This is a genomic window from Bremerella cremea, assembly GCF_039541315.1.
GTDB lineage: Bacteria > Planctomycetota > Planctomycetia > Pirellulales > Pirellulaceae > Bremerella > Bremerella cremea.
This window is the reverse complement of sequence record NZ_BAABFZ010000002.1, coordinates 165960-185525: the sequence shown is the minus strand read 5'-3', so window position 1 is coordinate 185525 and position 19566 is coordinate 165960. Positions and strand designations below refer to the sequence as shown.

The following is a 19566-nucleotide window of genomic DNA, read 5'->3' as shown; positions in this document are numbered from 1 at the left end:
CACCTGGAGAACCTACTCATGACCCTACCTGGAATGAAGGCCGTGTTTGCCGCAGCTTGCTGCCTGATGGCCACGCTGACGAACACAACCCTGGCAGAAGAAACCACGCCCATCACCGCAATCGAGCCAGTCAAGGTTGCGGTGTACGATCACTCCGGCGGGACCGCCAATGGACCGAAGGATCTTGCCAAGTTCTTGATTGCCGAAAATGGTTTTCAAATGACGATCGTGACGCCACAAGAGATTCGCGATGGTGTCTTGATGAATGGCTTCGACGTACTGGTGATGCCTGGGGGAATGGCCAGTGCACAAGCCAAGAACCTCGAAGAATCAGGACGAGACGAAGTTCGACGTTACGTAAAATCAGGCGGCGGCTATGTCGGCATCTGTGCCGGGGCTTACCTAAGCACGACGTACAAACCATGGGCGCTCGGTATCGTGAACGCCAAGGTTTGGGATCTGGCGCACTGGGCACGCGGAACCGGCATGGTGAAGCTCGAGATGACCCCTTCGGGCTGCTCGACTTTGAAGATGCCAAAGGATCAGGTGGAAGTCTACTACGGTCAGGGACCCATGATCGTCCCTGGGAACGACCCCGACCTGCCAGGGTACGAGATCCTGGCGACTTATGGTTCGGAGATTGCCGCCAAAGGTGCTCCCGAAGGAGCCATGGTGGGCATGCATGCGATCGTCCGCACGATGTATGGAAAAGGCCGCGTCGTGGCATTTAGTCCTCATCCCGAGAAAAAGTATGGCCCCGAATCTCTGATGGCGGAAGGGATCCGCTGGGCAGGGCGAGGAGACCAGTAGCCTCGTCCCCAACCATCCAATACGTTTCCCCTTTCGGATGAAAGTTTATGATTCGAACCAACCGCACGCTTGCGTTGATATTCTCGCTTACTTTGACGACATTCACCTTGGCAGCGAAGCCGGAACCCACGCAGGTTCCCGCTTCGCCTGCTCAGTTTCTTGAGCGACCGTTAGCGGCCGACTTTGAACTGGTCGATTGGACGACGGTCGAGTCATTTTACCAGCAGTTGTCCAAGACGGCTCCGACCGTGCAGATAAACGAAGTGGGCCAGTCGACCGAAGGCCGTCGTTTCTATTCGGTGGTGATCTCTTCGGAAGCTAACCTGGCCAATCTTGCGGCGATCAAGGCGGCTTCCAAGACGATCGCCGACCCACGTGGCAAGTCCGAGGAACAACTCGCCAAGACAGTAGCGGAGGGCAAGGTGGTCTTGATGATTACCCCCACGATGCACTCAGACGAGCCCGCGGCGACCGAAATGGGAATGGAACTTGCCTGGCACCTGGCAACCTCCCAGGAAGAGCCTTGGAAGTCGATGCGATCCGAAGCGGTAACCGTTATCCTCCCCTCCCTCAATCCCGACGGCATCGATCACGTCGCCCATTGGTACAAGGACAATCTCGGTACCCCATACGAAGATTCGTCGCTCCCCGAGCTCTATCAGAAGTACGCCGGGCATGATATCAACCGCGACTTCTTCGCCCTGACCCAGGTCGAATCGCAGTTGCTTTCCGAATTAATGTACGACGAATGGAATCCGCAAATCTTGTGGGACGTCCATCAACAAGGGTCGACACGGGAAAGGTTCTTCGTCCCACCCTACAAAGACCCGCTCAACGAAAACATCGATCCGCAGATTGTCGCCGCGTTGAATGCGATTGGTAACCGGGCGGTGCTCGATATGACACGGGATGGACTAACCGGAATTGCAACCGGCGTCTCTTACGATAACTGGTGGAATGGCGGGAATCGCTCGGTCCCGGCGCGTGCCAATATTGTTGGTATTCTGACGGAAGCCGCTTCGGTGAACTATGCTTCGCCCGTCTTTCTGAAAGTCTCGGATCTGCGTGATCCACTTGGTCGGTCGGAGTATCGGGCCTCGAACCGCTTCGTGGCGCCATGGCCAGGAGGCTGGTGGCGGCAGGCCGACATCGTGAACTACGAGTTGTCGTTTGCCCGTTCGCTCCTGGGAAGCATTGGGCGTGAACCGAAGATCTGGTTGGAAACGAAGTTGGCCGCCGCGCGTCAAGCATCGACGATCGACGAACAGTCGAAGCGTCAGGCCTGGTTGATCACGACCGACAACGAAGACATCGGCGCCGTCCAGCGACTGATCGATTCGCTTCAGCAGTTGGGCGTTGAACTTCACACGAGCGAATCGGTCCTGACCGCCGACGAACGAAGCTACGCACCCGGCACCATCGTCGTTCGCTGCGACCAGCCCCACTCGCGACTGGTAAACGACTTGTTCGAGTGGAAGCTGTTCCCCAAGGGCGAGACTCCTTACGACGTATCCGGCTGGTCGCTGCCGACACTCTTCGGCTTGCATGTCGTCGAGGTCATTCAGCCGCTGGAAGGGGAACTGTCACTGCTGAAAACGGGCAAACTGCCAGAGGCATTCGCGGAAGCTCATCCGCAGAAAGATTGGACGCTGCGAGATAGCCGACAATGGACCGCCTTGAATCGTCATCTGGTGAGCGAAGAACCGTTTCAAGTCGCGCTCAAGGACGAAAAGAGTATCGCCGCGAACCCTCCGCGCCTTGAGCCAGAACTTGCCAACCGTGTCGAACGAATGCCGCGTGTGGGTGTCTATGCTCCGTGGCGTGCCAGCATCGACGAAGGGTGGCTCCGCTGGACGCTCGATTACTTCGAGACCCCTTATCAACGAGTGCGTAACTCGATGGTTCGCGCAGGCAATCTGCGGGCCGACTTCGATGTCATCTTGATTCCAGATATCGTCTCATCGATTGTCGAAAAGGGACGAAGCGAAAGCAGCACCGCAGCGGCGATGGCTGGTGGTCTCGATACCGACGGCGCCGTCGCGTTGGAAGAATTCGTGCGGGATGGTGGCAAGTTGATCGTGATGGAAAGCGCGACCCCCTGGGCGATCGATCTGTTTCGCTTGCCGCTGATCGACGTCACGGAAGAGGCCAAAGGATTCTCTTGCAGCGGCAGTGTCGTGCGAGGGGAAGTCCAAGAGCATGAACTGACGCATGGATTGAACGCGACGATCCCGTTCATGTTCACGCATTCCAAAGCGTGGAGAGAAACGACCAGCAAAGAAAGCGAAGAGCTCGACGCCGCCGACTATCAGGTCGAACCACTTTTACGTTATGCGTCGCGGCGTGTTCTTCTTTCCGGGGCAATGACCAAGCCGGAAGTAATTCAGGGACAGATGGCATGGACCCGCGTGCAATGCGGTGAAGGTTCGATCCACCTGTTCGGCTTCCGGCCGTACTACCGCGGCTGGACGCACGCATCGTTTCATCTGCTGATGCGTGCGATCATGTTCGACTAGAAATGAAAACGGCACTTCTTAGAAGTGCCGTTCTGCCAACTTTTGAACGTCCCCAAGGCCGACTAGTTGTCGGCCTTTTCTTCTTCTTGGGGATGGTCGGTCCGGGTCAGCAGAAAGTCGACCATCTTGTCCATCTCGACCGCTGTCAGCGATGCGGCGAACGATGGCATGTTGTAACCACCGTTCGAGATTCGAATCACAAGTTCACCCCGATCAAGTCGCGATCCAATGTCGGACAGGACCGGTCCGCGATGCCCACCGTAGCCATCGATATCGTGGCAATAGAGACACCCCTTCTGGTGAACTAACAATGCCCCTTCCTGGATCTTCGGATCGTTCGATTTCACGACTTCGGGCGGAAGTGGCTTCACATCGAAGTCAGGCGACCAAGGCTTCAAATAGCCATAAATCGTCAGCACGATGAAAGCGGTGGCACCAAAGATGACCGTCCCGACCGCCCAAGGCCGCTGTGATGGTGCTCGTTGTCCCTTGTTCGAGAGCAACGGCAGCACGAACAAGATCACGAAACCGAGGACTGGCGAGCCGAGAATGATATATGTTTCCAGGGCAGGCGGAAGCATCGACAGTACGGCGAAGTACCACCAGAAATACCAATCCGGCATCGGGTTGGCATGAATATTCGCAGGGTCCGGACTTGGTCCCAGCGCTGGCGGACCAATGAAAACTGAGCATGCCAGGATCACCCCAACCACGATGGTCGAGAAAATCACGTCTCGCCACATCGCGTCGGGCCAGAACGGGACGCCAGTCTTATGGAGACGCTTCTCGTAGTTCTCTTTGTAGGTCTTTGGTTCAACCGGCTGGTTCTTCTTCGGCATTTCGGAAATACCATGCCGCAAGATCAGCCACATGTGCAAGCCGATGCCTGCAAAGATCAACCCTGGCAAGATGAAGACGTGAATCGCAAAGAAGCGGCTTAGCGTCGAACCACCGACGGTCTCGCCCCCCAGGATGAAATGGGCAATGTATTCGCCAATGAAAGGAACGCGGCCTGCCATTTCCGCGGCGACCATCACCGACCATACGCCATTGGCATCCCAGCGGAGAAGCTGCCCGGTAAATGCCATGCCGAGCACCACGAACAGCAAGACCACGCCGCTCATCCAGTTCATTTCGCGCGGATATTTGTACGACGCATGCAGAAAGACCTGGGTCATATGGATGACCGCCATCATCACCATCGCCGTCGCACCGTAGTAATGCATCCCACGCACGATGAATCCGAGCGTGGCATCATCGGTAATGTATTTCAGGCTTTCGTAGGCGGCATCGCCCCCGGGCACATAGACCATGGCCAAGGCGATCCCGGTGAGGACCTGTACGATGAAGGCGCACAAGGTCGCACTACCGAAGACGTACCACCACCGCGCATCGTCCGGCACGACGTGTTTCATAATGGGCATCACGACATCGGAAAATCCTGTCCGATCGTCGATCCAGCTCCAAATCTTGCCGATCATCGCTATACCTGGTCGTTGGTGGTTAAAGGCACGGAAGAGGTTTCGATCTCGACGAAGCCATCTTTGATGCGGACTTCGTAGCGAGCCAGTGGTTCCGGCGGCGGACCAGCGGCGACGTCTCCATCTTCGTAATAGACACCGCCATGACAGGGGCACATGAACAGCTTGGCGTCGGCAACCCAGTTGACCGGGCAGCCGAGATGACGGCAGTTGATCGAAAAGGCGATGAAATCTTTCTCGGAGACGCGTCGCAGCCAGGCACCGGTCATCGCCGTGACGCCAGCCCATTTGACCGAGACATCATCGCGGAACTCGACCGTGACCGTCTTGCCGATTTCGTAGTCGTCGACTTTGCCAATCCGGCGCCACGACTGCTTCGGTCGCGCAAAGACCGGCGCGAGCACGAATCCGAGCCCGGGCAACGTGATTCCAGCCCCGATGACGGCGGACAGAATAATACTGACCTTCGCAAAGAAGCCGCGGCGATCGTCTTCACCGGCTGTTTGAGGTTGTTCCGATTGCTCACTCACCGGTGCTTTCCTTCTTCCAATCGTGGCTGATCTCGATGATCCAACTCCAGAGTGCGTAAACCATCACGGCGAACCCTGCGGCCGACATGATCCACATCGTGGTGATGCCCCACAGCAGCATCGTCACGCCCAGCGCCATCGCAGCTGGGGCATAAGTCGGTGGAATCTCGGCCATTTCTTCGCTGGATGCCGCAGGCAATTCGGCATCTTGAATTGCTTCCGATTCGCTCATGCCGAGGCCTCCGGTAGGTTCTTGTCGTTGGGTCCGCTCGTTTCCAGGATGCTGCTTTCCGCCGAATACCAGCGGCAGAGCACGCTGACGATGGCACATACATACAGCGAACAAGGTGGAACCCACATCAGCAGTCCGCCCAGTTGCTGGTCAACGCTTGGGGAGAGCCCGGCCTGGTAAATGGCGGTCAAGATTCCGATTCGATCGACCGGATTGGCAAACGCCGGGCAGACCGAAACCGTGGTAAACGTGATGTAGATCCCCAGCAGCGTGCAGCCCAAACAGGCCGAAAACAAGTAGACGACCGAGGTCAATGGATCGAGACGATACTTTTCCAGCGGGGCGTAAATCGGCCACCAGAAGGCCAAACCCGCCAGCAGGAAGGTCGCGCTACGAATCACGCCCAGTAGATCGCTTTGCGTTGCCGCGCTGCAGAGCGAAGGGACATGCCAGAACCACATTGCCCCGAGGCCCAAAACCCAGCCCAGCATCGGGTGGGCGAACCACTTCCGCAGCGACATCATTCGAGGGCTTTCCGCAATGCTGGCGAACGCTCCCTGAGGAAGGCTTAACATGAGGCAAAGGGGGATGATCAGTAGCAACAGCAAGTGCTGAATCATGTGGGCACTAAACAAATAGCCCCGAGCCAGCACACCAATCGGCGACACAAACGCCATCAGCAGTACGAAGCATGCTGCGAGAAACCACAGTTGCCGCGCGGCAAATGGCTTGGGACGCAGCCACAAGCCGACGACCAGCAGCGGCAGAACGACAAACCAGATTCGCGAAGTCCAATGCCAAAGGGCAGGATCGGTCAGAAACGCCATCATTGCATTAGCCCCAGGTAAATGATCGAGAAAACGGCAATCCAGACGACGTCGACAAAGTGCCAGTAAATTCCGACTCCACGAAACACTTGAATCTGCTTCGACGTGAAGTCTTCGCGAATCGCCAGGCTCAAAAGAATGGAAAGCGTGACCAGTCCGGCCATCACGTGCAGACCATGAAAGCCGGTCACTGTAAAGAACGTGGCGGCAAACAGGTTTTCGTCGACCGTAATGTCGTTCATGATCAGGCCGGTGTATTCCCAGATCTGGCCGGCGATGAAGATCGCCCCGAGCAGGATCGTCATTCCGAGCCAACGCCGGAAATGCACCATCTTGCCGGCATGCAACGCCAGTTCGGCGAACCAGAACGAAAGGCTGCTTGCCAGCAAGCAGACCGTGAACGCCCCAGTTCGGGCAACGTCCAGCGAGTTCGCAGCGTTGGGGCCCTCTAAGTGCTGCGAATTGAACACGACGTAACCGACCAGCAACAACAGGAAGAAAACCGCTTCCGACGCGACAAACGCCCAGGCACAAACCAATGCTTTGCTGGGCCGACGGCCGCTGTCCTCGGGCGTCTTGCCATGCTTCCAGTCGGCCAGTTCCGGCTGGCTCATATCCCACAGCGGACGACGACTTTTGACTTCAGGAATAGTTTTGAAATTGTCCGCAGGGGGTGGCGAAGTGGTCGCCCATTCCAGCGTGAAGGCGTCCCAGGGATTATCTCCAGCGATCTTGCCATGTCGGAGACTCATCCCGATATTCCAGAGCAAGACCAGCGTTCCGGCTCCCATCGCGAACGCCCCCAGCGTGGCGAACATGTTCAGGATCATCCAGCCGGGGTTGTCGGCATAGGTATAAACACGTCGCGGCATGCCCATCACGCCAAGAAAGTGTTGCGACATAAATGTCGCATTCAAGCCGAACACCCACAACCAGAAATGCCACTGTCCAAGCTTCTCGCTTAGCATACGGCCGGTCATCTTGGGGAACCAGTAATAGGTCGCGGCAAACACCCCAAACACGGTCCCGCCAATCAGGACATAGTGAAAGTGCCCCACGACGAAATAGGTATCGGTCAACTGCCAGTCGATCGGTACGGCGGCGAACATCACGCCTGTCAAACCACCTACCACGAATTCCAAGAGAAACGCGACGGCAAACATCATGGCGGTTGTCAGTCGAATCGAGCCGCCCCACATCGTCGCGGTCCAGTTGAAGATCTTCACCCCGGTCGGCAACGCAATCAGGAGCGTGCCCACAGCAAAGAAGATATCGGCCCCCATGCCCAGGCCAACCGCAAACATATGATGGGCCCATACGCCGTAGCTCAGCAACACAATCACGGCGCTAGAACCGGCGACGAACGCGTAGCCATAGATTGGCTTCCGCGAAAAGGTCGGGATAATTTCCGAGATCATGCCGAACGCTGGCAGAATCAAAATGTAAACCTCGGGATGGCCAAACACCCAGAAGAAGTGTTGCCATAAAACGGCCGAGCCACCTCGATCAGGCTCGAAGAAAGCCGCTCCCAACCAGCGATCGATCAGCAGCATCGCCAAGGCCGCATTCAGTGCCGGCAAGGCCAACACCGTTAAGATCGCGGTCATGAAGCTCATCCAGACAAACAGCGGAACGCGCTGCAGGCTCATGCCAGGTGCGCGAAGCGTCAGCACCGTGACAACAATATTGATACCCGCCGCGACCGAACCAACACCCAAACAAAGCAGGCCAATAATCCAGTAGTCCTGAGCGACCTGCAGATTGTAAGGCTTTGTCGAGAGAGGGGCATAACTGAACCAGCCAGCATCGGGTGCTTTGCCGGTGAAGAAACTGAAATAGAGCAGGATTCCGCCCATCGGCAGCAACCAATAGCTCATCGCGTTCAAACGAGGGAACGCGACGTCGCGGGCACCAATCATCAGCGGAACAAAGTAGTTCGCAAAGCCGACCAGCACCGGCATACCCACCAGAAACACCATCGTGGTGCCATGCATGGTGAACATCTGGTTGAAGAAATCGGGCGATAGAAACGTGTTGTTGGGAAACAACAACTGAACCCGCATCAACAGCGCTTCCAGGCCACCAATGGCCAGAAAGATCGTCGCCGTGCAGATATAGAGGATTCCGATCCGTTTATGGTCGACCGTTCCTACCCACGACAGCAATCGTCCCGATTCAACCTCGTCAGTTGTCGCCGGGGAGGAAGTTTCGACTAGCGGCATACTCACTCGAGCGTCTCCAGGTAGGCAACCAACTGATCGAGTTGCTCGTCACTAAGCTTGAAATTGGGCATCTTGCAGCCTGGTTTGATCGCCTGTGGATTCGCCAGCCAGGTATGTAAGTTCTCTTTCGAGTTTTCAATCACTCCGGCGCCGATCTGTCGGCGGCTTGCCAGGTGGGTCAGATTGGGGGCGAAATCTTCTTGGGCCGGTGTACCAGAGATGGCATGACACTGGGAACAAGTCAGGTCCATAAAGACCGCTTTCCCTTTCTCGGCAAGCTCATTCGAGGGAGGCGCGGGCTCGCTCGATTCGCGTTGCACCCAAGCTTCGTAGTCATCCGGATCGTGGGCGATTACCAGAAAGTTCATCCAGGCATGTTGCGTTCCGCAGTATTCCGCACATCGACCTTGATAAACACCAGGTCCGTTGGCCTCGAGCCAGACATAGTTGGTATGCCCCGGAATGGCGTCCATTTTTCGCGTTAACTGCGCAACCCAGAAGCAATGGATGACATCTGCCGAGCGAAGTTCGACGCGCAGCTTCTTGCCGGTGGGGATGTGAATCTCGTTAGCCGAGACAACGTCGGTCCCGACATATTCCACTTCCCACCACCATTGATGCCCGGTCACGATCAGGTCGACTCGGTCGTCGGAATGTTCGCCACCTTTGGCATACTGAACCGGCAGAGCGTTGATGGTCAGCATCAATTTGATACTGATCGCGGCGATCCAAAGCACAATGATGACCGGTCCAGCCATCCAGGCGATTTCACGCCGATGACTGCCGAAATCTTGCTTGGGAACGTCTTCGCGGGCACGGAACTTATACAGCGCCACACAGATCAAAACGGCAACAATGCCGAAGATACCCGCGCTGATGAAAAGCACCTGCACGAACAGATCACGTATCGACTCTGCCTGCGGGGAAGCAGGGTCGAAAACCGGGAACGTCGACTGCATCGCGTCCATACTCCAAGGTGCATTAGCGACGTAAGGTCCATCGAAACAGCCAAGATTATACGATGAAACCCGAAGCAGCAAAGCGGTTTCGGAGAGATGGCTGAGACTTTGTGCGAGTGTTTTGCAAAGCGCGACCGCTCGAAGGCAGCCTGACGTTTAAGGAGCGGATGCTGGGCAGTCTAAAGAAGCTGACAAGCCACTGCGTGTTAGTGAAAGTTTAGCGAAGACCATCTCTACCGGATGAGATCACGAAAAGAGCCAGACCCCTAACCGCGCGAACGCGACCAGGAGCCTGGGACTTCTTATGCAAGGCTAGAAAGAACCGATCACTTCGCCGTCGTTTCGCTGAGCCAGTCGAATCAGCGTGGTTCCGTCAATCGTTTCCGGTAGAAACTTCACGGCGCCATCCCCCAGCAGAAACTGCACTCCGCCGGGATGATTGCTGGCGAAAGCCCACGAAGCCTCGCCGTTGAGCTGGTAGTCGTCGTTGTTCCACAAGCAGCGCATCACGCCTGCATAGCCAGCGTTGTACGTTACCCCCACCCATTGGGCACCAAGCCAAGGTCGCTCAGGCGCCTTGTTCCAATAGCTTCGTTCCCCAACGACCAACGAATTACTCAGGCCATCGGTCGCGTCGCGAAACTTGATGTGACTCACCTGGAACATGAAGCCGCCATAGTCACCGAGGTCGTCTGAACTCGATCGATAGCCACCGGCCGAATCGGCTCCCTGGACGGCGACATAGTTCGACATCCCTTGATCGTTTCGCTCTGGATTCAGATCGGGTCCCGTGTCGGAAGGGCAGCGGAACGCATTGAGCACCGTTTGCGTGTTCACATTGGGATCGCGAGGGATTCGCTCGTGCGCGACCTCCATCACGTTATAGAGGTTCTCTTGTTCCAACTGCGGTAGGATCATCGATCCCCAGCCCCAGCCTCGATTGTAGTAGTCTGGGTCACGATAATAGGCCGCCGGCAATCCGCCAAAGACATCGTGATAGTTATGCAGCGCCAGACCCATCTGTTTGAAGTTGTTCTGACATTGCATTCGCCTTCCTGCTTCACGCGCTTGTTGCACCGCAGGCAGAAGCAAAGCGATCAAAATCCCAATGATGGCGATCACCACCAGTAACTCGACCAGCGTGAAGGCACTTCGTGAGCGACTTCCAGGAACGGGACGTTTCATTACCACTTGCTCCGATACATTAAAGAATAAGGCCGATCGTATTGCTTTCTGAACCAACTGATGGAGAGGATTTGAACGAGGGACCGATTCGCCAACGACTATGGCGAAGTCACCGACACAGGCGCACGGGCCGCGCCACCCCGGCGCCAATCGGCGACACCTTTCGCTTCACCCGTATCAAGGTTGACGACGATCCCGTGGGCCGATCCTTGTCGCCAAACCGTGCGGTCTTCGGCATCGTGTCCCATTGCTTTCAACTCGGGACGGATGTTGTCGAACACACCTTCGTCGACTGTTTCAAATCGGATCGTGTCGGGAAACCATTGATGATGGAAGCGTGGTCCATCGATAGCATCTTCCAGCGAACGCCCCAGCATTAGCGTTTGCACCAGGATCTCGGTGACGGTGTTGATGATCGTCCGACCGCCTGGGCTGCCGACGATCAGTTTGACCTGCCCATCTTCACGAACAATCATTGGCGACTGCGAGCTAAGCATCCGTTTGCCAGGCGCCAACTGGTTCGGCAAGGTGCCAATATCGCCGTCGCGATTCGTGGTGCCCGGGTACCAGTTGAAGTCCCCCATCTCGTTGTTCAGCAGGATGCCAGTTCCCTTCACAACAATCCGGCAACCGAAGGTTCCTTCCAGCGTGTAGGTGTTGCTGACCGCCATTCCATCTTTGTCGATCACCGAGAAGTGGGTTGTTTCCATGCTCTCAGCCGGGCCTTCGCTCAAAGCAATCGAACCCGCAATTGCCTCGCTGGGCGTTGCCTGGTTGGGATCGATGGTGGCTGCCAGCTTCTCGGCGAAGGCCTTCGATTGAAGATGATCAGGAACCGAGACGAAGTCGGAATCACCCAGCCACGCCGCACGCTCGCGAAAGGCTCGACGCATCACCTCGGTCATCAGATGAACCTGTTTGGTCGTCCAGTACTGCTGGGTATCTTTCGGAAAGTCGAGTGCCTGCAGCATTTGCATTTGCATCAACACCACGGTGCCACCAGACGAGGGGAGGGGTGCGCCGTACAGCGTGTAGTCGCCAATCTTGGCGTGCATGGCGGGGCGTACCTGAGCGGTATACTGCTTCAAGTCTTTCAGCGCCATCAGACCGCCGCCCGCTTCCGATTCCTTGGCGATCTGCTGCGCGATTTCCCCTTCGTAAAAGACCTGGGAACCTTGCTCGGCGATTAAAGACAATGACTTGGCCAGGTCAGGCTGAACCAGTCGATCGCCTGCCTTCCACAAGCTGCCATCCGGCTTGCCATACACTCGGCGGAATTCGGCAAAGCGTGGTTCCGATTGGATGTAGCCCAGCGTCAAAACTGAATTCAGGGAATAGGCGAGATAGGCGTCGACCTCGATTCCATCGCGGGCCAGGGCAATCGAAGGAGCGATAATCTCGGCCCAAGGAAGTTTGCCATATTTCTCGTGCGCTAGCGCCATCCCGCGAACCGTCCCGGGAACGCCAGCCATGCGAATATGGCGATGCTGGGTCCATTCCGAGAAGCTATGAGGATCCACGTTCGCCGGAGCTTTTTCGCGATAGTTGATGCACATCACTTCTTCATCCGGCGGAGCCACCAGCATGAAGCCACCTCCACCGATGTTCCCAGCTTCCGGCCAGGTCACCTCCAGGGCAAAGGCCACACCAATCGCCGCGTCAACAGCGTTGCCTCCTTTGGCGAGCAGACTGGAGCCGATCTCCGACGCAGCCTTCGTGTCGGAAACGACGACTCCCTGGGTGCTCTCGGCGACATCGACCGGTTCACGTGGTGGGCGTTTGAGGTCCTGTGCCAGCGTGATATATGGAGATACGACGGTCGTGATACTCGCGACCCAAACCGCGACAAAGATCAGGTTACGTGGGAAAGACATAGGAACTTTCGTGATTCGTTCAGGGATGGAAAGAAAGGAATCAACAAAACAGGACGACAATCGAGGTCCAGCAGATCAATGCCAACACCGCCGCTACGGTGGCTGGCACAATCTGGGTGGAGACATGGTCCATCAAGTCGGCGCCAGTCGTCATCGCACTCAGCACGGTCGTATCGGAAATCGGCGAGCACTGGTCGCCAAACACACTGCCATTCAGAACGCAGGCAAAGCAGACTGATAGATAAAGCACTTCATTCTGCAAGCCTTGATTCGCCGCCAAGGCCAACGCCAGCGGCATCGCCAATGGAAACGCCACGGCGAACGTTCCCCAACTGGTTCCGGTCGAGAAGGCAATTCCAATTGAGATCGCAAACAGCACGCCTGGTAAAATCCAGTAAGGGATCGAATCCCCCAGGAAGTCAACCAAATACGCGCCACCGCCAATCTTTTGCGTTAGATCACCCAGCGTGACGGCCAGCATCAAAATGACGGAAGCAAAGACAACACTCTGCAAACCACTTCCGATGCCCGCGACCAGATCGTGAAGCGAAAGCCCTCGGAGCAGCGCGATTAGCGCCGCGACGACCAATGCGGCAGCGAATCCCCAGCGCACTTGGGGAACCGAGGTAAGGAAATAGCTTCCTACGGCGATTCCGGTCAACAACAGGATAGGAATGCAAAAATCGATCGGATGCGGAACGTAATGCGGGGCCTTTTGCTGGCCGGCCGGGCTCGAAAACGAAAGGGGTTGGCTATCGTGTCGATCCAGGGCACCGGTGGCTCGGGCACGCCGGATTGCTTCCCGGAATCGCTTCCCCAACAACGGGGCCACATCCAGCGACAACAGAAACGTCCCCAAGACAGCAAAGATCGCGTAGAAGCTCAACGGCAACGCCGAGAAGAAGAATCGCAGCCGATCCTGTTCACTGGCGAGGTAAGCAATCCCAGGAACAAAGATCAACGTTTGGATATAGCCGGGCCAGGCATTAAACGCGACAAGCACCGCAATCGGCGATGCGGTCGAGTCAACGATGTAGGACAACTCTTCATGACTGACTCGCTTCTGATCGGCGATCGGTCGGACAGCCGTCCCAACCAATACTGTACTGATCGTCCCGCCTTGAAAGAATAGAATCCCCAGACACCAGGCCACCAGTTTCGCGCTCTTGGGGCCACGGACAAACGTCTTCGATATCCATTCGGCGAATGCGAGCGCTGTTCCGGTTCGGGCCCAAATACCTAGCAGTCCGCCCAGCATCCACAGGTAAAGGACTAAAATACCGGCCGCCTTGGTCGTCGCCATCGAAGGCAAAAGAACCTGGTCGGTGAAATCAAACTGCCCCAGGATGAAGGCCCCACTGATCGCCCCTAACAAGAGCGCCGTCAAAGGTTCGCGAAAGATCCAGCACGCCGAGATTGCCACGATCGCCGGAAACAACGACCACATTCCATAATGAGCCGTCGCAGTTCGCTGCCAAAACCGCTTCTTGCCGGAATCGCTTGTCTCGGCAATCAGCACGCTCGTTTGGATGGGCGCGGTTCCGTCTGCTTCGTGCTGCTGCAGATCGGCTTCGGTCAGGCCCGACTTACCTAATGACTTCGCCATCGACGGATCGTCAACGGCAGCCGGGTCGAGCACGACCTCTTGAATGGTCCACTGCGGAGAGACGCTCAACCCAACGATTGCGGAAACGAGCAAGACTCCCAACACCATCGCGACCAGCAGCATCCGGGAACGGAGACTCGTTGGTCCGGTTCCGCCTGGCGACATCACGTCGGCAAGCTGCTGGTCGTTGGGCCCGGTTGTGGTTTCCGCAGGCGAATGCAAAACGATAGCTTCTCAGTAAAGGAAGGGTTCGTGAGTCCAACCGGTGCCGCCTCGCACTGCTGGACTCGAAGGACTTTGAGTTCCTTCTCTGGAAAGCAACCTAGATGCCGAACAACGCTGGTTGAGATGAAATTTCGGCGTCCGAATCACGATAAAACCAACGGACCAGCAGTTTGCGGGGGAATTCATTTTGGGAAATGTTCAATGCGCGTATGCCACCGCAAAATACGCATATAGTTCGAGCTTTCTGCCTGATGACGAATCGTCAACGTGTTGACCATCGTTGTTGTTTTTTGGTCAACACCTGCTTTCGAATTGGGCATCAGGCGACGAGGCGGAAGAAAGATTCCGCAGATTTTCGACGCCGATTTAGAGATCGGAATTCGTCGTAAGACCGTGCCGCTTGGCCAGGCGATAGAACTGCCCTCGGTCCATATCTGCCAGCCGGGCACCTTCGGCCAGATTGCCATTGGCGTCTTGAATGACCTTCAACAGGTACTCTTTTTCGAACTGATCTTTCGCCTTACGAAACGGAATCCGTTCCGCCGATTCGGTAGGCGAAGCATGAGGAACACCCAGCGCATGTTGCACAATGCGCGAAGGCAAATCAGTGACTTCGATCCGCGGGCCCTGGTGCAGTACCGCCAGTTGTTCCGCAAAGTTCTGCAGTTCACGGACGTTCCCAGGCCAAGGATAGACCTTCATCATGTCGACCGCCGAGGTCGTAAACGTCGGTGGCTGACGACCATCCGTAACAAACTGATTCATGAAGTGCTGGGCAAGTATCCCGATGTCGCCCGGGCGTTCCCGCAGCGGAGGAAGCTCGATCGAAATCACGTTCAACCGATAGTATAAGTCTGCTCGAAAACGCCCCTGGGCGACTTCTTTCGAGAGGTCACGATTGGTCGCCGATACGAGCCGCGCGTGACTTTTCAGGTCGTTGTTTCCTCCGACCCGCGTGAACTTGCCGCTATCGAGAACGTGCAGCAGCTTCGACTGCAAATCAAAGCTCAGTTCGCCGATTTCGTCGAGAAATATCGTTCCCTTACCCGCCGTTTCAAAGCGACCGACGCGCCGTTTCGAGGCCCCGGTGAATGCGCCTTCTTCGTGGCCAAACAGTTCGCTTTCCAGCAGGTTCGCAGGAATCGCCGCGCAGTTGACTTCGACGTAGGGTTCTTTCGAACGCTTCGATTGCTGATGGATCGCATGCGCTAATAGCTGCTTGCCGCAGCCTGTCTCACCCAGGATCAGCACGCGGCTTTCCGTTGGAGCGATGGTCTTCACTTTCTCGAAGATGGCGTTCATCTTCGCATCGCCGGAGATCATGCGTGCCAACGACTTCGGTCGTTCCGGGACGGCTGGGGCATGCTCGACAAGGACCCGCCGGACCCGCGCAACAAGCTCTTTTCGTTCGATCGGTTTGGTCAGGTAATCTGCGACGCCAAGCCGGGCTGCCTCGATGGCCGATTGCTCGGTACCGAATCCGGTGACCATGATAATGGGAACCCGGCAGCCAGCACCCCGGATGCGACGAATGATATCGAAGCCTCCCAGCTCGGCGATCACCAACCCAGTGATCACCAGGTCGTAATCCCCTTGCACGACTTTGGGAATCGCATCGAGCGGGCTCAGGTTCGATTCCGCGTCCAGGTGCTCGCCACGCAGGGTATCGACCATCTCTTCGCATAGCGCAGGGATGTCGTCGATAAACAAAATTTTCTGCCGAGAGGTTTTGGCCATGTTCGCTTCTGTTCCCAAGAGACCGGGTGAACTTTTGTCGTCCGGTACGCTTCTTGCATAACGGGCTCAGCATCGGTTGCCAAGACCATCGACGTCAACACCCGGGAGTAAAACCATGACAATTTCCACCAGCGACCCAAACCCCTCCGCCGCAGGCCAATCCTCCTTGGAAGGTTCACCACTGCCACCGTTTCACCTGGCCGTGCCGGTCCATGACATTGCAGCGGCTCGAGCCTTCTACGGCGAACTTCTCGGTTGCCCGGAAGGTCGCAGTGCTGCTACCTGGGTCGACTTCAACTTCTTCGGTCATCAGTTTGTGGTTCACTTGAACGAAAAGATGTCGGGGCATGGCATTCACTACAACGAAGTCGACGGACATGGCGTCCCTGTCCCGCACTTCGGTGTGGTGCTGACGATGGAGCGATGGACCGAACTGGCCGAAACGCTCAAAGGGAAGGACATCAAGTTCGAGATCGCACCATACATTCGCTTCGCAGGCGAACCTGGCGAACAGGGAACCATGTTCTTCTTCGATCCGTCGGGCAACGCCATCGAGATCAAAGGCTTCAACAACTTGGGTTCATTGTTTGCAAAATAGCCGGCAGCAAATCTTGCCAGGTTTGCTGATTTGTTTCGTTCTTAAGGGGGTATGAACGCAGTGCAGATAATTCAGGGTTATAGGCTTCGGACGCTCTTCGGTTTAGTTGCCACTTGCACGTTGGCCTTGACCGGCTGCGGGAGCGATGGCCAGGCATCGAGCGAGAGTCAACTCGTTCAAGGAGTCATCTATTGTGGGAAGGCGCCTTTGAAAGAGGGAACCGTCCGATTCGAGCCTGATTCGTCGAACGAGTCGCATCCGACCGCCACCGGCCAGATTCAGACCGATGGAGCCTTTCAACTCGCGACCGAATCAGGCGAGGCCCTTCCGCCCGGGCGTTATCGCGTGATTGTAACCGACAGCAATGGCGGCATCGATGGAAACATCCGGAGCCGCTCAGGCGAACTTTGTGTTTATGGCGACACCGGCCAGATCGCTCAGGTCACGGCCGGCGGATCGCATCAGTTTCATTTCCGCATGCCTGGCCCCGATGGTCCTCGAGACATGCCGGAAGGTGAGTAATCAACAGCCACACCCAATCATCCCTAACGCATCTTTCCTTCTGTTTCAGGATTACGCTCGAAGATTATGAGCACCACCAACGACATCTCGTGTTCCTCGACCACTGTTGCCGCACGTCGCACCGAGGTAACGCTTGCAGACTATCGCCGAATCGTCGTTCTTACTGAAGGTCATACCACGCCATTCTCGGCCAAGACGGCGATCGGATTGCTTCGCTTCCGCGGATCGGATGTGATTGCGATCCTCGACTCCGAAACCGCTGGCCAGACAACTCAGCAGGCCTTAGGACATGGTGGCGAAACGCCAGTGGTCGCTTCGCTTAGCGACGTTGAAGCTCCCGACGCCTTGTTCATTGGCATTTCACCCGCTGGAGGTCGCTTGCCGCCGCAGATGAAGGCGGCCATTCACGATGCCGTTCAGCATGGAATCGATGTCGTTTCCGGTTTGCACGATCACTTGATCGAAGATCCACAGCTCCGCTCGATCGCCGAAGAATCCGGGGCTCGCCTGATCGACGTTCGCCGAAACGATCTTCGAGAAACGGCCAAGCACGCAACGTTTCGCGAGGGATGTCTGCGTATTCATACAGTCGGTCACGACTGCTCGGTCGGCAAGATGTTCACGGCGCTGGAAGTCCAGCGAGAGCTGGTCAAACGCCAACACGACGCCGAATTCCTGGCGACCGGGCAGACAGGCATTATGATCGCCGGGCAGGGAATTCCGATCGACTCAGTCGTCTCGGACTTCGTGAACGGCTCGATCGAACGCCTCGTTCAAGCTCATCAAGACCACGACATTCTGCTGGTCGAAGGGCAGGGGAGCATCGTCCATCCGGCTTACTCGGCGGTCACTCTGGGGCTACTGCATGGCTGTGCCCCACATGGATTGATCTTGTGTTACGAAGCGACCCGGACCAATACCAAGGGGCTCGATCATGTGCCGCTGAAGTCGCTTTCAGAACTGAAGACATTGTACGAAGCGCTGGCGTCTTCGCGTTTTCCCGCCGAAGTGATTGGCGTTTCGATGAATGGTCGCCGGATCTCCGCTGAGGAGGCCGAAGTCGAGAAGCAGAAGGTCGCTGCCGAACTGGGATTGCCCATGTGCGATGTTTATCGCGATGGTCCCGGCATTCTCGCTGACGCGGTGCTGGCGTTGGGAAAGAAGGTGGGGACATGCGACTAGAACTGCATCGCTTTGAAATGCCGCTACGGAACGTCTTCACGATCTCGCGTGGATCGATGTCGACTCAAGAGACTGTGATCGTCGAACTTCACCACGACGGTGAATCGGGTCTTGGCGAGGCTCCGCGCAGCAGCTACTACGGGCACACTGCCGAATCGATCAGCAGTTCGCTGGAAAGCATCGCTGACGACCTTGCCGGTTACGAGTTCACCACGCCAGAAGCCCTTTGGTCTTGGGCTCAGCGTCGATTGGCGCACGATTACTTTGCCCTGTCCGCTCTCGATCAGGCCGCCCATGATCTGTACGGCAAGTTGCAACAAACAACGGTTTTTGCCCGTCAGGGGCTTTCGTGGACGAACGTCCCTTCGTCGAGCGTGACCGTTTCGATTGCCTCGATTGAAGCGATGGTCCGCGAACTGGAAGGCTATGCCGGCTGGCCGATCATCAAGGTCAAGCTCGGAACGCCCAACGATTTGGAGATCATGCAGGCCCTTCGGCAGAACAGCGACGCGATCCTGCGGGTCGACGCGAACTGTGCATGGACGGTCGAGGAAACGATCCGCAACTCGGTCGAACTGGCCAAACTGGGGGTCGAGTTCATCGAACAGCCCCTCCCAGCGGATGCCCCGATTGCCGCCAAACGGGAAGTTTTCGAGGAAAGTGCCCTCCCGATCGTGGCGGACGAAAGCTGTCAGAAAGAAGATGACGTCCGCCAGTGTGACGGATTGTTTCATGGGGTTAATATCAAGTTATGTAAGTGTGGCGGGCTGACGCCTGCCTTCCGGATGTTGGCCGAAGCTAAGTCGCGTGGTTTGCTGACGATGACCGGTTGCATGATCGAATCGGAAGTCGCCATCAGTGCGGCGGCGCAGCTTGGCCCGCTGTTGGACTTTGTCGATCTGGATGGCGCCGTGCTGTTGGCTCGCCAGCCTGCCAATGGGGTGAAAGTCGAGCTCGGAACCATCCATCCGCCGCAAGATTTTGGCTGTGGTGTGACCCTCGACTCGACCTTGGCCTGAAACGTTTTCCTTCCTGAAGATCCCTCCTAGATTTGGTCTTG

Annotated in this window: 16 protein-coding genes; 6 read left to right on the top strand and 10 right to left on the bottom strand. The window is 56.6% G+C overall.

The window, feature by feature from the left end:
* Positions 1-18 precede the first annotated feature (18 nt).
* Positions 19-810: a BPL-N domain-containing protein gene (locus ABD890_RS01490; protein ID WP_345084912.1), complete on the top strand. Its 792-nt coding sequence runs from the start codon at positions 19-21 to the stop codon at positions 808-810.
* A 47-nt stretch (positions 811-857) separates the two neighbouring features.
* A complete protein-coding gene (locus tag ABD890_RS01485) occupies positions 858-3326 on the top strand; it encodes a M14 family zinc carboxypeptidase (protein ID WP_345084909.1) in 2469 nt (822 codons plus the stop codon).
* Between the two features lie 62 nt (positions 3327-3388).
* Here ABD890_RS01485 and ABD890_RS01480 read toward each other — a convergent pair whose 3' ends face one another.
* The 10 genes from ABD890_RS01480 to ABD890_RS01435 all read right to left on the bottom strand — a co-directional run bounded on the left by ABD890_RS01480 (position 3389) and on the right by ABD890_RS01435 (position 16204).
* Positions 3389-4807, bottom strand: coding sequence for a cytochrome b N-terminal domain-containing protein (locus tag ABD890_RS01480; protein WP_345084906.1), 1419 nt, complete (start codon positions 4805-4807; stop codon positions 3389-3391).
* A gap of 2 nt (positions 4808-4809) precedes the next feature.
* On the bottom strand, positions 4810-5337 hold the full coding sequence (locus ABD890_RS01475; RefSeq protein ID WP_345084903.1) for a QcrA and Rieske domain-containing protein: 528 nt from the start codon (positions 5335-5337) through the stop codon (positions 4810-4812).
* Positions 5330-5569 (bottom strand): hypothetical protein, encoded by a 240-nt coding sequence (locus tag ABD890_RS01470; protein ID WP_345084900.1) that lies wholly within the window; start codon positions 5567-5569, stop codon positions 5330-5332. The genes ABD890_RS01475 and ABD890_RS01470 overlap by 8 nt, the downstream gene beginning before the upstream one ends.
* A complete protein-coding gene (locus tag ABD890_RS01465) occupies positions 5566-6399 on the bottom strand; it encodes a cytochrome c oxidase assembly protein (protein WP_345084897.1) in 834 nt (277 codons plus the stop codon). Before ABD890_RS01465 ends, ABD890_RS01470 begins: the two co-directional genes overlap by 4 nt.
* Positions 6396-8618, bottom strand: a complete 2223-nt coding sequence (gene ctaD, locus ABD890_RS01460) for a cytochrome c oxidase subunit I (protein WP_345085297.1) — start codon at positions 8616-8618, stop codon at positions 6396-6398. Before ctaD ends, ABD890_RS01465 begins: the two co-directional genes overlap by 4 nt.
* A 2-nt stretch (positions 8619-8620) precedes the next feature.
* Positions 8621-9577 (bottom strand): cytochrome c oxidase subunit II, encoded by a 957-nt coding sequence (gene coxB, locus ABD890_RS01455; protein ID WP_345084894.1) that lies wholly within the window; start codon positions 9575-9577, stop codon positions 8621-8623.
* Between the two features lie 312 nt (positions 9578-9889).
* Positions 9890-10762 (bottom strand): DUF1559 domain-containing protein, encoded by an 873-nt coding sequence (locus ABD890_RS01450; protein ID WP_345084892.1) that lies wholly within the window; start codon positions 10760-10762, stop codon positions 9890-9892.
* A gap of 98 nt (positions 10763-10860) precedes the next feature.
* Positions 10861-12636 carry a gamma-glutamyltransferase gene (gene ggt / locus ABD890_RS01445; RefSeq protein WP_345084889.1) on the bottom strand — a complete coding sequence of 592 codons (1776 nt, stop codon included), beginning with the start codon at positions 12634-12636 and terminating at the stop codon, positions 10861-10863.
* Between the two features lie 40 nt (positions 12637-12676).
* Positions 12677-14464: a Na+/H+ antiporter NhaC family protein gene (locus ABD890_RS01440; protein WP_345084886.1), complete on the bottom strand. Its 1788-nt coding sequence runs from the start codon at positions 14462-14464 to the stop codon at positions 12677-12679.
* A gap of 369 nt (positions 14465-14833) precedes the next feature.
* Positions 14834-16204 carry a sigma-54-dependent transcriptional regulator gene (locus ABD890_RS01435; RefSeq protein WP_345084883.1) on the bottom strand — a complete coding sequence of 457 codons (1371 nt, stop codon included), beginning with the start codon at positions 16202-16204 and terminating at the stop codon, positions 14834-14836.
* A 115-nt stretch (positions 16205-16319) separates the two neighbouring features.
* Here ABD890_RS01435 and ABD890_RS01430 point away from each other — a divergent pair, with 115 nt between their 5' ends.
* The 4 genes from ABD890_RS01430 to ABD890_RS01415 all read left to right on the top strand — a co-directional run bounded on the left by ABD890_RS01430 (position 16320) and on the right by ABD890_RS01415 (position 19525).
* Positions 16320-16802 (top strand): VOC family protein, encoded by a 483-nt coding sequence (locus tag ABD890_RS01430; RefSeq protein WP_345084880.1) that lies wholly within the window; start codon positions 16320-16322, stop codon positions 16800-16802.
* A 207-nt stretch (positions 16803-17009) separates the two neighbouring features.
* On the top strand, positions 17010-17324 hold the full coding sequence (locus ABD890_RS01425; protein WP_345084877.1) for a hypothetical protein: 315 nt from the start codon (positions 17010-17012) through the stop codon (positions 17322-17324).
* Positions 17325-17390: 66 nt separating this feature from the next.
* A complete protein-coding gene (locus ABD890_RS01420; protein ID WP_345084874.1) occupies positions 17391-18506 on the top strand; it encodes an N-acetyltransferase DgcN family protein in 1116 nt (371 codons plus the stop codon).
* The gene (locus tag ABD890_RS01415; protein ID WP_345084871.1) at positions 18497-19525 is read left to right on the top strand and encodes a dipeptide epimerase; all 1029 of its coding nucleotides are present in this window, start codon (positions 18497-18499) and stop codon (positions 19523-19525) included. The genes ABD890_RS01420 and ABD890_RS01415 overlap by 10 nt, the downstream gene beginning before the upstream one ends.
* Positions 19526-19566 lie beyond the last annotated feature (41 nt).

Bases quoted from the DNA above. Each gene is read 5' to 3' on its own strand.
- ABD890_RS01420 (WP_345084874.1), top strand. From the start codon at position 17,391: ATGAGCACCACCAACGACATCTCGTGTTCCTCGACCACTGTTGCCGCA.
- ABD890_RS01490 (WP_345084912.1), top strand. From the start codon at position 19: ATGACCCTACCTGGAATGAAGGCCGTGTTTGCCGCAGCTTGCTGCCTG.
- ABD890_RS01465 (WP_345084897.1), bottom strand. From the start codon at position 6,399: ATGATGGCGTTTCTGACCGATCCTGCCCTTTGGCATTGGACTTCGCGA.
- ABD890_RS01450 (WP_345084892.1), bottom strand. From the start codon at position 10,762: ATGAAACGTCCCGTTCCTGGAAGTCGCTCACGAAGTGCCTTCACGCTG.
- coxB (WP_345084894.1), bottom strand. From the start codon at position 9,577: ATGCAGTCGACGTTCCCGGTTTTCGACCCTGCTTCCCCGCAGGCAGAG.
- ABD890_RS01415 (WP_345084871.1), top strand. From the start codon at position 18,497: ATGCGACTAGAACTGCATCGCTTTGAAATGCCGCTACGGAACGTCTTC.
- ABD890_RS01435 (WP_345084883.1), bottom strand. From the start codon at position 16,204: ATGGCCAAAACCTCTCGGCAGAAAATTTTGTTTATCGACGACATCCCT.
- ABD890_RS01485 (WP_345084909.1), top strand. From the start codon at position 858: ATGATTCGAACCAACCGCACGCTTGCGTTGATATTCTCGCTTACTTTG.
- ABD890_RS01430 (WP_345084880.1), top strand. From the start codon at position 16,320: ATGACAATTTCCACCAGCGACCCAAACCCCTCCGCCGCAGGCCAATCC.
- ctaD (WP_345085297.1), bottom strand. From the start codon at position 8,618: ATGCCGCTAGTCGAAACTTCCTCCCCGGCGACAACTGACGAGGTTGAA.
- ABD890_RS01470 (WP_345084900.1), bottom strand. From the start codon at position 5,569: ATGAGCGAATCGGAAGCAATTCAAGATGCCGAATTGCCTGCGGCATCC.
- ggt (WP_345084889.1), bottom strand. From the start codon at position 12,636: ATGTCTTTCCCACGTAACCTGATCTTTGTCGCGGTTTGGGTCGCGAGT.
- ABD890_RS01480 (WP_345084906.1), bottom strand. From the start codon at position 4,807: ATGATCGGCAAGATTTGGAGCTGGATCGACGATCGGACAGGATTTTCC.